This window comes from Jutongia sp. SJQ-6, assembly GCF_054161275.1.
This window is the reverse complement of sequence record NZ_CP195314.1, coordinates 274699-289270: the sequence shown is the minus strand read 5'-3', so window position 1 is coordinate 289270 and position 14572 is coordinate 274699. Positions and strand designations below refer to the sequence as shown.

Genomic DNA, 14572 nt, shown 5'->3' with positions numbered 1-14572 from the left:
CTTCAATTCTATTCTCTTATTCCTCTATGACCTCTCCAATGAGATCATACTCATCTGCACCGGTAATCTTGACGTTTAAGAAATCTCCCGACATCAGATTCCAATCAGTTGCCACAAATACATACCCGTCCACTTCCGGTGCATCCATATACGTCCTCGTAATATAAACACCATCTTCCGGCAGGGACCCCTCTACCATTACTTCTAAAGCACGTCCAATCTGTGCCGACGTCTTCTCAAAAGCAATCTTTTGCTGGATCTGCATGATCTCATCCCGCCGCTTTTCTGCAACTTCTTCCGGCACCTGTTCCTCCATTGCGGCTGCCGGTGTATCTTCTTCCCTTGAGTACGTAAATACACCAAGTCGATCGAATCGAAGTTCCTCCACAAATTCTTTCAGCTGTTCGAAATCCTGCTCACTCTCGCCGGGAAATCCTGTGATCAATGTTGTTCTAAGTGCAATATCCGGAATCTCCTGACGCAGATAATGTACCATATCCCGCAGTTCTTTGCTATTGGTACGCCGCCCCATCCGCTTTAATATGCTATCAGAACCGTGCTGGATCGGAATATCCAGATAATGACATACTTTCGGAAGCGTTTTGATCGCATGAACCAGCTCTTTTGTGATTTCCTCCGGATAGCAGTATAAAATGCGGATCCATTTCAGCTCCTCTAATTCCGATAATTTTTCCAAAAGCTCAGGAAGGCTCTTGTGTCCATATAGATCCACACCATATAATGTTGTCTCTTGTGCCACCAAGATCAGCTCTTTGGCTCCGTTTTGAACCAGATGTTCTGCCTGTGCAAGCAGATTCTCCATCGGAACACTGCGATAATGTCCGCGTACTTTCGGGATCACGCAGTACGTACAGCATTTATCACAGCCTTCTGCAATCTTAAGATATGCATAATATCCACCGGACATACTATCTCGATTCGTCAGCGGCGTCGGCAGATAATCAATATTCTGTAATGTCTCAACAACACCCTGATGCTCTTTTAACTCTTCGCGGATCGTTTCCGCGAGATTTTCATACCCCATTGTGCCGACAATAATATCGACTTCCGGTATCTCCGTTTGTATCTCTTTATGGTAACGCTGAGCCAGGCATCCCGCAGCCACAAGCAGCTTACATTTAGCTGTTTCCTTGTAGGACGCCATTTCTAACAATGTATTGATACTTTCTTCCTTGGCATCCCCAATAAAACAGCAGGTATTTACAACAATCACTTCTGCCTCTGTCTCTTCATTCACAAGACGAAAGCCCTGTTCCCGCAGTGAAGTGATCATCATTTCACTGTCCACAAGATTTTTGTCACACCCTAACGACACAAAATAAATTGGTGTTACATTCTGTTGTTCCATTCGTAGTCTCCATTTCTAACAATGTTTTCTCTGTGCAGATTCCACACAATTGTTCATAAGCATTGCGATCGTCATCGGACCAACGCCTCCCGGAACCGGTGTGATCGCCCCTGCAACCGGTTCAACAGAAGCAAAGTCAACATCACCACACAACTTGCCATTTTCATCACGATCCATTCCTACGTCAATGACAGCGGCCCCGTCTTTCACATAAGAAGCATCTACAAACTTCGCCTTGCCGATCGCAACGACTAAAATATCTGCACGCTTGGCAACCGTCTTCAGATCCGGAGTGTGTGAATGACAGATCGTCACCGTTCCATTTTCCCTAAGTAAGAGCATTCCCATCGGTTTACCAACAATATTACTCCGACCGATAATAACACATTCTTTGCCGTCAATCGTTATTCCAGAACGTTTCAAAAGCTGGATGATCCCTGCCGGTGTACAGGAAACAAAGCCCGGCTGCCCAATACTTAGACGTCCTACGCTCTCCGGATGAAAACCATCCACATCTTTGTCCGGCGAAATCGTACGGATCACTTTATCCTCATCAATATGCTTTGGCAGCGGAAGTTGAACTAAAATGCCATCGACATCTTCTTTAGCATTGAGCGATTGTACTAACTCCAAAAGCTCCTGCTCACTGGTCTCTTCCGGCAGTTCATATGCCAAAGAACGAATACCTACATATTCGCAGGCCTTCTTTTTGTTGCCGACATATACAGTAGATGCAGGATCTTTACCAACCTGAATCACGGCCAAAGTTACATCAATTCCTTTTTGTTTCAGAGCAGCAACCTGCTCTTTCACCTCATCTTTGATCTGTGTTGAAATTTTCTTTCCATCAATAATCTGTGCCATATCTTTTTGTCCTCATTTCTGCACACCATGTTATCTATCATATCTGCCGACCGTCCTACACTGCCTGCTGACAGATCTGGAAAAACTGTATTATGTGTGCCTAATACAGCCCTGCTGTCAATGTTGCAATTTTCTATACAGATTAATCCTATACATTAAAGACACTGCCTCCCACAAATTCACGCATCAGTGAATTTTTCGGGATGTCTTCACTGCTGATCCCAATGAAATAATCCAAAAACTTAAGCAGACGCTTTGCCTCGATATACTCCGGTGCATCCTTCGGTATTCCAAAGAGGATTGCTTCTGCATACGGTTTTAAAACAGCAAGCTCATAAATCAGTGCCGAGTTAAACATAACATCCGCCTCTTCCTGAAATGGGAATATATATTGATCTTCCCCGCGGCGTACCGATGGCCACATACCGATCGTGCGAGCGGCCGAAGCGCCTCTTGTTCTGGCATCACGTACCATTCGCCGGATCAATCTGCCATCTGTCGTAGAAATCCGATTATGCTCATCAATGTTGATCTGGGTCAGCGCACTGATGTATATCTTAAACTTACTTTCTTTTGGAAGCGTATAAGATAATTTATCATTCAAGCCGTGGATCCCCTCGATCACTAATATATCATCCTCACCTAACTGCTTATAATCTCCTTTATATTCTTTTTGACCGGTCACAAAATTAAAAGTCGGCAGTTCGACACGTTTTCCGGCAAGCAGCTCATTCATCTGCTGATTAAACAGTTTAACATCGATTGCTTCAAGACATTCAAAGTTATAATTGCCATTTTCATCTAACGGTGTTTCATCGCGGTCTACAAAATAATTGTCTAATGCGATCGGATGCGGATGCACTCCGAGTGTTCGAAGCTGAATCGACAAGCGATGAGAAAATGATGTCTTACCGGAAGAAGACGGACCTGCGATCATGACAAATTTCTTACTTGGGTCATTGGCGATCTGCTCTGCGATCTGCGCAATCTTTTTCTCCTGAAGTGCTTCCTGTACCAATATAAGTTCCGGCGCACCACCATGCGAGATCACATCATTCAACGCACCTACCGTATCAACATCCACCATCTTGCCCCACGATTTCGCCTCCTGCAAGGTTGCAAACAACTTTGGACTTGGTTTGTGCAATGTTGTTTGATCCGGAGTTTTGCTATTGGGCAGATTCAGCATAAATCCGTTTTCATATGGCTCTAAACTGAAATACTGAAGTACACCGGTACTTGCCGGCATATAACCATAATAATAATCCTCAAATCCGTCTAATGTATATATATTTACCTTGGAAACACGACGATATTCAAATAATTTTTTCTTATCCATCATGCCATATTTTTCAAAAATACGCAGTGCTTCGGAAGTATCTACCGACCGTTTCAAAAATGGAATATCTCTATGTACCAGTTCTTTCATATACTGTTCAACCTGCTGCAGCAAAGATTCCGTCACAGGGACACCGCTCACTTCGCAGTAACAGCTATCGCCGATCTGATATTTCACATATACATTTTCCAACGGCTGCCCTTTGCAGACCGCATAAAACGCGCGTAACATCAGTAATGTCACACCACGAACATACGTCTTGTGCCCACTGTCATCTGCCGTCGTCATAAAACATATCTGGACATCCTCACGGATCCGCTTATTTAATTCCACCAATTTACCGCCACGTCTGGCTAGAATGATCGGATATGAATATGCCGATTGTACTTCTTTGGCCACCTGCTCATAGGTAACTCCCTCTTCGTAAGTTTTAGGAATCCTTTTAGCGCCAATGATCACTTCCACTTTAATCTGTTTCCCCATAACAACACCTTTGCCTTTCTGTCACTGACAATGCAGCCTGTTATCTCGGATTCAAAATATCTGAGATAGTCTGCTGTTCCTGAAGAATCTGCCTCTTCGCCGGCTGTGTATCCGGCATTGCCTCCAAAACACGCTGCACCCGCGCAAGCTCTTTTTGCATATATTCCAGAAATACCGGATGTCTCGTTCGCATCAGGTACCCTCCATATATATATTCTTCCTCCGTGAAGTAATGCTCACTGCCCCTCTCACACCGTATGATCGTATAATATTTACCCTGATCAAATACCATCTCTTCCTGTGCGATCACAAAACCCAGATCGTGCAGCGCATGACGTACTTTGTATATCTCTGACTGAGGCGAAAGTACCAGTTCTTTCGCAGACTGTGTTACGTGCGGAAATTCCCGCAAAATACGTTCCATCAAAGCTCCACCGATGCCGCTGATCAATATTGTATCTGCCTCGCCTTCTACAAGCTGCTGCAAACCATCTGACTTACGTAATGCGATCCTGTTATCGAGTCCATACTGATGTATATGTTCTTTCGCACGCATTAACGGTCCATCTGCCACATCCATAGCAATCCCTGCCGATGCAAGCTGATTCATCACCAAATATATAATGGTAAATCCATGGTCACATCCAATATCAGCAACAACACCGCCAGAGTGTACGAGATGCGCCACGGTCTGCAATCGTTTAGATAACTGCATTACTCCAAATAATCCTTTAATTTGCGGCTGCGGCTCGGATGTCTCAATTTGCGCAAAGCTTTCGCTTCGATCTGGCGGATACGCTCTCTGGTCACCTTAAACTCCTTACCAACTTCTTCCAATGTTCTGGCTCTGCCGTCTTCCAAGCCAAAACGAAGTTTGAGCACCTTCTGCTCACGATCCGTCAACGTGCCAAGCACTTCATCCAACTGCTCACGGAGCAACGTAAACGCTGCTGCCTCTGCCGGAACCGGTACATTATCATCCTGAATGAAATCACCCAAATGACTGTCTTCCTCTTCACCGATCGGTGTTTCCAAAGAAACCGGCTCTAAAGAGATCTTCTGAATCTCACGAACACGCTCTACCGGCATGCCCATCTGTTCTGCGATCTCTTCCGGATATGGTTCTCTGCCAAGTTCCTGCAATAACTGACGCTGAACACGTACAAACTTGTTAATCGTCTCTACCATATGAACCGGGATACGGATCGTTCTCGCCTGATCTGCAATCGCACGTGTGATTGCCTGACGGATCCACCAAGTTGCGTACGTACTGAATTTATATCCCTTCTTGTAATCAAACTTTTCTACTGCCTTGATCAGGCCAAGATTTCCTTCCTGGATCAGATCCAAAAACAGCATTCCGCGACCAACATAACGCTTTGCAATGCTGACTACGAGACGAAGATTGGCTTCTGCTAACTTCTTCTTAGCCTCCACATCGCCCTCTTCCATACGTTTTGCAAGCTCAACCTCTTCATCCGCAGTAAGAAGCGGAACTTTACCGATCTCTTTCAGATACATACGTACCGGATCCTCAATACTGATACCATCCGGCACAGACAGATCGATATTCTCGATCTCATCATCGTCCGGAACTTCCCCATTATTCTCCAGTTCCAAGATCATATCATCATCGGTATCTTTATCCTCCGAAATCTGTAAAACATCCACATTTTTTTGTTCCAAAAACTCTATGATCTTTTCGATACGCTCCTCTGTCAGATCAATATCCTTAAAAAAATTGTTGATCTCTGCGATCTCTAACACATTTTTCTTACTTTTTGCAAGATCTAACAATGCTCTCATGCGCTCCATAAATTTCTTTGTCTCATCTTCTGTCGCTTTTGCTTCTTTGGCAGATGCCTTCTTCGTCGTTGCGGCAGATGCCTTTTTCGTCTGCTTTTTCTCCGCAGGTTCTTTCGCAGCCGACTGCTTTTTCGTCGTTGTCTTAGCTGCCTTCTCAGACTCCGCTTTTGTCTCTGCCTTAGAAGCAGACGTTTTTTTCGTTGTGCTCGCCTTCTTAGCAGTTTTGGTCTGTTTCTTTTCCTTTGTCTCGGAAACGACTGTCTCCTGCAGCTCCGCCTGTTTCTTTTCTGTTGCCATGTTGTTCCTTCCTTTCTATCTGTGTACCGGGATATCCGGGTTTTTCCATTGTATCTATTGTCTATTCTGATCTCCTGTCAGGGAAATATGCAGTTTTCCCGGAGATTCCAGTTCTTTTTTCTGGCGGACAAGATCCTGAAGCTGTGAAAAATCCGTCAAAGTTCTTGTCTGATGTTCTATACTGCGCTCCTTGATCCGATGGATCAATTCGTTGACCGCCTTTTCTTTTTCACGGTTGTCCATCTTCGCAGATAATGTTGTCTGAAACATTCCTGCCACCATCCGCTGCTCTTCTACATCTTCAAACCGACTGATGATCTGTGCCGGTTCTGCTTGTCCGCGTTCCAGCTGCTCGTATAGCAGCCCCGCCACCTGACGATACGGCTCCTCTAAGAAATCCTCAACATGCACAATGTGTTTAACCTGTTCATAAAGGGCCGGCTGTTCGATCAACCAAGACAAAAACAGCCGATACGTATATGCCATTCCCTCCGGATCCTTGCGGATCGCCTTTCTTCTGCTCTGTTCATGTCGTTCTTCCATGACCTCCCGATAACCTTCCGGCTCCATATTGCTGTAGCGGATCACGAGGGATCTTAAATCTTCCTTCGGAACACTATACTTAGCAGATAACGCCTCCAAATAACTATCCCGCTGCACTTTGTCATCAAACACCAAAAGTTTACGTGCCATTCCATGCACAAACTTTGTCTTTTCCTCCGGATCACTCAGATTGTGCTGTTTTCGAAGCACATCTACTTCAAAAAAGAAACTGTTCTGTGCTTGTTCCAGACGTTCTTCAAACGCATCACTGCCAAGTCCCTTGATAAACTCATCCGGGTCTTTGTATGGCTCCATATGAACCACACGTCCCGTAATACCTGCACGCCTTAATATCGGTATTGCACGCAGTGCTGCTTTGACTCCCGCCTCGTCACTATCATACGTCAGATAGATTTCATCAGTATATCTTCGAAGCAGATTGGCCTGCTGCTCTGTAAATGCAGTACCTAACGATGCCACTGCACCACTAAATCCTGCCTGATGCAATGCGATCACATCCATATATCCCTCACAAAGAATAAACTTCTTACGTTTGCCCTGCTTTGCATAATTGAGGCCAAACAGATTACGGCTCTTGTCAAAAAGTTTTGTTTCTGGAGAATTCAAATATTTCGGCTTGGCATCCCCCATAACTCTTCCTCCAAAACCAATAACCCGGTTATTCACATCCATGATCGGGAACATAACACGGTTCCAAAATTTATCATAAACGCCACGCTCATCCATCTTAAACAATCCGGTCTCACGCAAAATGCGATCATCATACCCTTCATGCCGTAAATAGCGGTAAAGCTCACCGCCACCCTGTCCGGCATAACCTAAACCGAACCTTAAGATCGTTTCATCGCTAAGCTGTCGTCCCCGCAGATATTCAAGACCTAATTTACCCTGTGGAGATTTTAGCGTCGCATAATAATATCTTGCCGCCTTGGCATTGATCTCCAATAACGTTGAGCGCAAGTTTTCTTCCTGTTTTTGCTTGGCAGTCATTTCCTGCTTTGGCAAAGTGATCCCTGCCCGCTCTGCCAAGCTTTCCATCGCTTCCGGAAACGAATAATTCTCATATTCCATGACAAACGTGATCACATTTCCACCCACACCGCAGCCAAAACATTTATACATCTGTCTCGCCGGGTTCACGGAAAAGGACGGTGATTTCTCACTATGAAACGGACATAGCCCGACATACCCGCTGCCGGAACGCTTCAATCGTACTGACGCGCCTATCACATCAACTATATCATTTGCCGACCGAACCTGTTCGATCTGTTCTTCTGTATATCTGGGCACACCGTTTCCTCCTTTCCGAAATCAAACACTCTATTTGGGTTATTCGACGTCTTTTTCCCATTTCCTTTTTTGCAGGCAAAATATATTTTTCTTTATCGGTGTTCCACACCACGAACCGACCAGGACTTCGGTATCATGATCTCTTTATATAGGTTTACTGAATACCGATCACTCATGCACGCAATAAAATCACAGACCGTACGTTGCGTTGTTTCCCCTTGCCTGATCAATTCCAAAAATTCTTCCGGTAATTTGTCAGAATGATGAATAAAATATTCATATAATTGCTCGATCATATGTACAACTTTGCGCTCTTCGCCCTTGGCGATCGGATTGGTATATACATTAGCAAATAGGAACTTGCGCAATGCATACATTGCTTTCTCAACGTCAGATGACATGCATATCTCATTCTTCCCCTCGCTGTTATGTACGATGTCATGCACCAACGTATTCAGGCGACTGTTGGTCGTATCACCCAAAACATCTGTCAATTCTTTTGGGATCTCCTCTTCCCGTATGATACCGGCTCGGATCGCATCATCTATATCCGAATTGATATACGCAATCTTATCCGATAGGCGAACAATCTTTCCCTCCAATGTCATAGGCATCAGACTTGTCTGATGGTTGAGGATTCCATCTCGTACTTCTGCCGTCAGATTTAAGCCTTTGCCATCTTTTTCCAACCGTTCCACCACGCGAACACTCTGCTCATTGTGATGAAAGCCGCCATATTCCTCAGAGATGCGGTTCAGTGCGCGCTCTCCGGCGTGACCAAAAGGCGTGTGTCCAAGATCATGACCAAGTGCGATCGCCTCTGTCAGATCTTCGTTCAAAAGCAGCGCACGTGCGATCGTCCGCGCATTTTGCGCCACTTCCAACGTATGCGTTAAACGGGTACGATAATGATCTCCCTCCGGAGCCAAAAAGACCTGTGTTTTCTGTTTCAAACGGCGAAATGCCTTACAGTGCAAAATACGGTCACGATCACGCTGAAAATCCGTTCGGATATCACACTGCGGCTCCTCGTGGTCGCGACCTCCGGACTCATCTGCATAAGATGCAAACGGACCTAATATTTGATGTTCCCGCTCTTCCTGCTTCTGCCGTAAACTTTTTGTCTGTGCCATGGAAATCCCCCTTTTTCAAGTGCTGCGCCTTTTTCTGACCGCCATTGATATTACGCTTGTTCTCCCATATAATAAAAGCCTTTGCTTTCAATTAATTTCACCGGAATGATCTTGCCGATCAAACAAGTTTCTCCCGGAAAATGCACGACATAATTTTGACTGGTGCGCCCTGTCATAAGAGATGCATCCTGTCCATTCTGTTCTTCAACCAATACCTCCACAACTTTGCCGACATCTTTGCCTGCATGTACTGCGGCAATCTGCTGAACTCGTTCTAACAAACGATCGAAACGTTCTTTAACCACTTCTTCCGGCACCTGATTCTCCATAGTGGCAGCAGGGGTTCCGGTGCGTTTACTATATATAAACGTAAAAGCGCTATCATACTGAACCTTTTCCACAACATCCATCGTATCCGCAAAATCTTCTTCTGTCTCTCCCGGGAATCCCACAATAATATCTGTCGTAAGGGCAATGTCCGGATTTTTGGCCCGGATCTTATCTACCAGTTCCAAATAGCTTTCCTTGGTATAATGACGATTCATGATCTTTAGCAGACGGCTGCTTCCGGACTGCAGTGGCAAATGTAGATGTTTGCATATTTTATCAGACTGCGACATCACCTCGATCAGCTCATCTGACAGATCCTTCGGATGTGAAGTCATAAAACGGATCCGCTCCAGCCCTTCGATCTGCTCTACCTGACGCAATAACTGTGCAAAACTGATCGGATGCTCTAACGTCTTACCGTAAGAATTTACATTTTGTCCAAGTAACATCACCTCAACAACGCCATCCGCTACCATACCTTTGATCTCTTCGATAATATCTTCCGGTTCGCGGCTGCGCTCACGTCCACGTACATACGGCACAATACAGTAACTGCAAAAATTATTGCATCCAAACATAATATTAACGCCGCCCTTAAAAGAATACTTACGGGAATTTGGCAATTCTTCCACGATCTCCGTTGTATCTTTCCAAATATCAATGATCATTCTCTTGGCATCCTGATCAAACAGTCGCATTGCCAGCAATTCTGCCAACTTAAATATATTATGCGTGCCAAAAATAATATCTACATTGCGATAACTCTTCTTTATGCGCTCAATAACTTCCGGCTCCTGCATCATGCAGCCGCAAAGGATCGTCAGCATGTCCGGATTTTTGGACTTGTAACGTTTTAACTGCCCTAGCCTTCCATATACCTTAAGATTTGCATTTTCACGAACGGTACAGGTATTATACAGCACCAGATCTGCCTGTTCACTATCCGTCTCCTCATATCCGATCGTCTGAAGAATACCTAGGATCTTTTCCGAATCTCTGGCGTTCATCTGACATCCAAATGTTTTAATATTGCATGTGAGCTTTCGCCCTTTTTCCTGCTCTTTCTGCGCAATATGCTGCTGCAGTTTTTTTATAAAATAATACTGTCTGTCCGGTTCTTTTTCCGGTGGCGGTAATGTAAGGTCTGCCGCCTGCACCATAGCATTTATATTGGTATAGTGTTCCATAAGTTAGCTGCTCCTATCTTGAAAAATTCTCTAATCATTTTACTATACCATATATTACATTGTCCGTCAAAGCCGCTAAAAACCGCTTCTATTTCATGAAGAATGATATCGATCCCGGCGCAGTGATAATATTATACTTCCTTTTCCATTTCCTCCTGCTGCTCCTGATAATGCGGAAACATAACTTCCACATGAAACAGATCGCCATCCAAAAAGATCTGAAACGTTCCCTGCATCAGCTCCGTCAGGCTCTTCGCGATAGAAAGTCCCAGACCGCTGCCCTCTGTAGAACGCGAACTGTCTCCACGCACGAAACGTTCCGTAAGCTCTTCCGGTGTAATATTTAGCTTGGCCGCCGACACATTTTTCATAGAGAACACGATTCCTTCTTCCTGCTCCTGCAGTGCAACATACACACGCGTACCCGGCATGGCATATTTTTTTGTATTCATATACAGATTTTCCAAAATACGGTATACCCTTCTTCCGTCTCCCAAAAAGAGCAGCTCATGATTTGGAATATCGCACTCCAGTTCCAATTTATTTTCTTGGAACAGATCTTCGAACTCACCATTCGTCTGCGTTACAATTTCGCCAAAATCAATGACATCCATCTCTAATTCGATCGCACCACTGGATGCCTTTGATGCCTCGATCAAGTCTTCGATCAATGTTTTTAAGCGCTTACTTTTGCGATCTAAGATTGCAATATATTCCTTCGCCGTTTCATTGGTAAGATTCTGTCTGCCTAACAGATCCACATAATTTATAATAGAAGTAAGCGGCGTCTTAATATCATGTGACACATTGGCAATCAGTTCTGTTTTCATTCGTTCGCTGCGCACACTTTTTTCAACCGCCTCATCCACGCGCATGCCAACACGATTCAAATACTGTACCAGTTTGGTCTGTCGGTAAGAAGCTCCACTTGGTGCCACGATGTGCATTGAAAAATCTCCTTCTGACATCTGCTCTACCTCGCGCAGCAAAATGCGATCCGCCCGCTCCGTGCGCAGATTATGAATCTGTGTTGCAAGTAAGAGAAGCAGCAACACCAAATAAGCCACAAGGCATAGTATCCCTTTCCGCTCCATAAGGACTGTCTTTACTCCTCGGTATTTCTGTACAAATTGGAATACATATACAATCAATACTCCCTGCGCCAATCCTTCCAGTAAAAACAAGGTCAAATATCTCTGTCCGATCGGCAATTCATAAAACAATCTTTTGGCAAATCCCGGAAACTGTCCCAAATGCAGCTTTCCAAATATGATCTCACGGACAAACAGAAACAGAATACTTCCCTCCAAAAAGTTTCCCGCTTTCATTCGTTTTAATAAACTCAAAAAAATTTCTGCAGCCAGACAATTCATTGCCCAAAAGAGAATGGCCGCAATCAAAAAATCCAGCCTTGCCATAGAGCCGTTCCACATTTGCAGCATCCAGTGATATATCTGTACCAAAAATAGGACACATAGAGCCAACAATTCCAACCAGACCTTGTCCACACTGTGTAATACGATCTCCTTATATCCTGCCCGATGCCCTGTACATAAACACATAGCAAATAATAAAATCAGCGTCAAAACAAGAGCAGGCATTAACAGACTGTGCCCGACCTGTGCATAATACGCCTGCTTGTCAGACCAGATATATTGTGTTTCAAAAACATCCGCCACCGTTTTATTACGAACTGCATTTAAATCCAATCCAACGGCAATGCTATAAGACCGACCTTGATATTCTTGTGCGATCTGCATGATCTTTTCCTGAATATTACCGGACATTTCAAACGTATCCTCCGGCAGATTACTCTGTCCGTTATAGTCTCTGTTATTATAATAAGCAAACAGCACATTACTCTTATCCGTCGCCTTATCCACTTTGCCTGCCGTAACCATGCGTTCGACTTGATTCCACCAATTCTCATTATTCGTCAACAGCATACCGGCAGAATCCTGATAGCCATATGCAAAATTGGTCCCCGAAAAGATATAGTGCAATTCCTGATAGGTTTCTACCAAAAACACTGCGTAATCTGTCGCCGTTTCCATAGTTCTCGGAATACGGTGCATTGACCATGGCATTTTGTTGTCCGGAATGTGAGCATACGTGTCTTCCATCTCCTGTTCCAGCAGTTTCTGACACTCTTTTTTGCTATACCGTTTTTCCTCTGTTTCCGTATACGCTTCATATTGCTCGTAAAAATCCAGATATTCTTTGGACCATTTTCCCTGATCATCTTTGGCGTATCTCAATAATTTATTAATAAAATACCATTTCGCATATTTTTCATAATAGGTAATAATATATTTTTCATAGACACTGCTGGCATGAAACTGTATTGGCATCGTATTCAAATGTCCAATCTCAATATCCAGATCTTTCTGATACTGCTTTCCATAATCTTTGGTCAGACTATTTACCAACACCATGTTGGACTCATATTTCAGTGCATCCGCAATCTGCTTTTCTCTTACGCCCACTCCGGAATGATTCGTAAACTGGTAGACTTGTCCATCATCAACAATGACCTTATCTCTTGCAGACAGCGCATACTGTGTCTCGATCGGATAACTGACTCCGGAGGCGCACTTGTCCTGAAAATCGGACATAAAAGAACGCAGTCTGCTCGCATGAAGCCCGGTACTGTTTGCCCGTCGTAACAATTCTTTTAATGTATATTGTTTATGCTCTCCAGAAGATAAAGAGGTCAGCAAAACCGTATCATAATCGATCATGCCATCCGGTGCTATAACGCTTCCAATCTGCATATATTGCTCATACAATCGCAGATAACCATCCATCATCTGCTCGACCTGTTTTTGCGAAACATAAAAATCTTCTTGCTTTTGACCGCCTTCATTCGCATATTCTTTCGTTCCCTCTATGATCATGCCGGCTACCGTCGAAAATCCGATCGCCACCGCTAGTAAAAGTGGCAATACAATATGTACTGCTAGGGACTCGCGCCATTTTCCCATATAGAACCTCATTTCTGCACACAAATTGTAAATCATACTGCAGGTCGTCGTGTGCCAGGACACTACAGCCTTCTACCGTATTACCAGTGATCAATTCTCTGTCTGTGATTGAATCTTATAACCACGTCCCCACACTACTTTGACATAACGTGGATTCTTGGGATCGATCTCAATCTTTTCACGTATATGACGAATATGAACAGCCACAATATTTTTGGTGTCGACCGGAATCTCTCCCCAAATATTTTCATATAATTCTGTCGATGAGTAGGTCGTTCCAGCATTGCGTACCAAAAACAGAAGGATCCGATGCTCTATCGGTGTCAAACGCACCTTTCGACCGTCTACCGTAACATCTGACTCTGATTCATCTACCTCTAATCCACCGATCCGAATCACATTACTGCGCTTATTCTTGCCCTCGCGTATCATCTCGATCCGTCGAAGCTGAGATTCCACACGTGCCACCAACTCTTCCGGATTAAACGGCTTTGTCATGTAATCATCCGCACCGATCTTTAATCCTGTGATCTTATCTTCATCTTCTGATTTTGCCGACAACATAATGATCGGTATATTATATAATTCGCGTATCTTCTTCGTCGCTTCAATTCCATTTACTTCCGGCATCATCACATCCATAATGATCAGATCGATCTGCTGATCAGGATCTAACACACACTGTAACGCTTCTTTACCGCTATATGCCCGCACAATTTCAAATCCGGCATCTGTTAAATACACGCAGATTGCCTGCACAATTTCATGATCGTCATCACATACTAATATTCTCTTCATTCTTCCCTAACCATACCTTTCCGGCCCAATCCTTGAGACTCTATTGAAATGCAAATAATTTGCTAAAGACATTATACAATAAAACCTGTCATTTGTTTATTAAGAATTATTAAGATTCTGATCAAAAA

10 protein-coding genes are annotated in these 14572 nt (G+C 44.0%); all 10 read right to left on the bottom strand.

Features of this window, described 5'->3' with window-relative positions; translation table 11 throughout:
* Positions 1-16: 16 nt before the first annotated feature.
* Positions 17-1369, bottom strand: a complete 1353-nt coding sequence (rimO, locus tag ACSAJE_RS01255) for a 30S ribosomal protein S12 methylthiotransferase RimO (protein WP_118690083.1) — start codon at positions 1367-1369, stop codon at positions 17-19.
* Positions 1370-1384: 15 nt separating this feature from the next.
* Positions 1385-2233, bottom strand: a complete 849-nt coding sequence (gene folD / locus ACSAJE_RS01250) for a bifunctional methylenetetrahydrofolate dehydrogenase/methenyltetrahydrofolate cyclohydrolase FolD (RefSeq protein ID WP_118690082.1) — start codon at positions 2231-2233, stop codon at positions 1385-1387.
* 148 nt (positions 2234-2381) lie between these two features.
* Positions 2382-4055: a nucleoside kinase gene (locus ACSAJE_RS01245; protein WP_118690081.1), complete on the bottom strand. Its 1674-nt coding sequence runs from the start codon at positions 4053-4055 to the stop codon at positions 2382-2384.
* Between the two features lie 40 nt (positions 4056-4095).
* Positions 4096-4770: a tRNA (adenine(22)-N(1))-methyltransferase gene (locus ACSAJE_RS01240; RefSeq protein ID WP_458009493.1), complete on the bottom strand. Its 675-nt coding sequence runs from the start codon at positions 4768-4770 to the stop codon at positions 4096-4098.
* Positions 4770-6158, bottom strand: coding sequence for an RNA polymerase sigma factor RpoD (rpoD, locus tag ACSAJE_RS01235; protein ID WP_118690079.1), 1389 nt, complete (start codon positions 6156-6158; stop codon positions 4770-4772). Before rpoD ends, ACSAJE_RS01240 begins: the two co-directional genes overlap by 1 nt.
* A 54-nt stretch (positions 6159-6212) precedes the next feature.
* On the bottom strand, positions 6213-8012 hold the full coding sequence (gene dnaG, locus ACSAJE_RS01230) for a DNA primase (RefSeq protein WP_458009492.1): 1800 nt from the start codon (positions 8010-8012) through the stop codon (positions 6213-6215).
* Positions 8013-8104: 92 nt separating this feature from the next.
* Positions 8105-9145, bottom strand: a complete 1041-nt coding sequence (locus tag ACSAJE_RS01225) for a deoxyguanosinetriphosphate triphosphohydrolase (protein ID WP_458009491.1) — start codon at positions 9143-9145, stop codon at positions 8105-8107.
* A 50-nt stretch (positions 9146-9195) separates the two neighbouring features.
* Positions 9196-10662 carry a tRNA (N6-isopentenyl adenosine(37)-C2)-methylthiotransferase MiaB gene (miaB, locus tag ACSAJE_RS01220; RefSeq protein WP_118690076.1) on the bottom strand — a complete coding sequence of 489 codons (1467 nt, stop codon included), beginning with the start codon at positions 10660-10662 and terminating at the stop codon, positions 9196-9198.
* Between the two features lie 131 nt (positions 10663-10793).
* Positions 10794-13646, bottom strand: a complete 2853-nt coding sequence (locus ACSAJE_RS01215; RefSeq protein ID WP_458009490.1) for a sensor histidine kinase — start codon at positions 13644-13646, stop codon at positions 10794-10796.
* A gap of 90 nt (positions 13647-13736) precedes the next feature.
* Positions 13737-14444, bottom strand: a complete 708-nt coding sequence (locus tag ACSAJE_RS01210) for a response regulator transcription factor (RefSeq protein ID WP_118690074.1) — start codon at positions 14442-14444, stop codon at positions 13737-13739.
* Positions 14445-14572 lie beyond the last annotated feature (128 nt).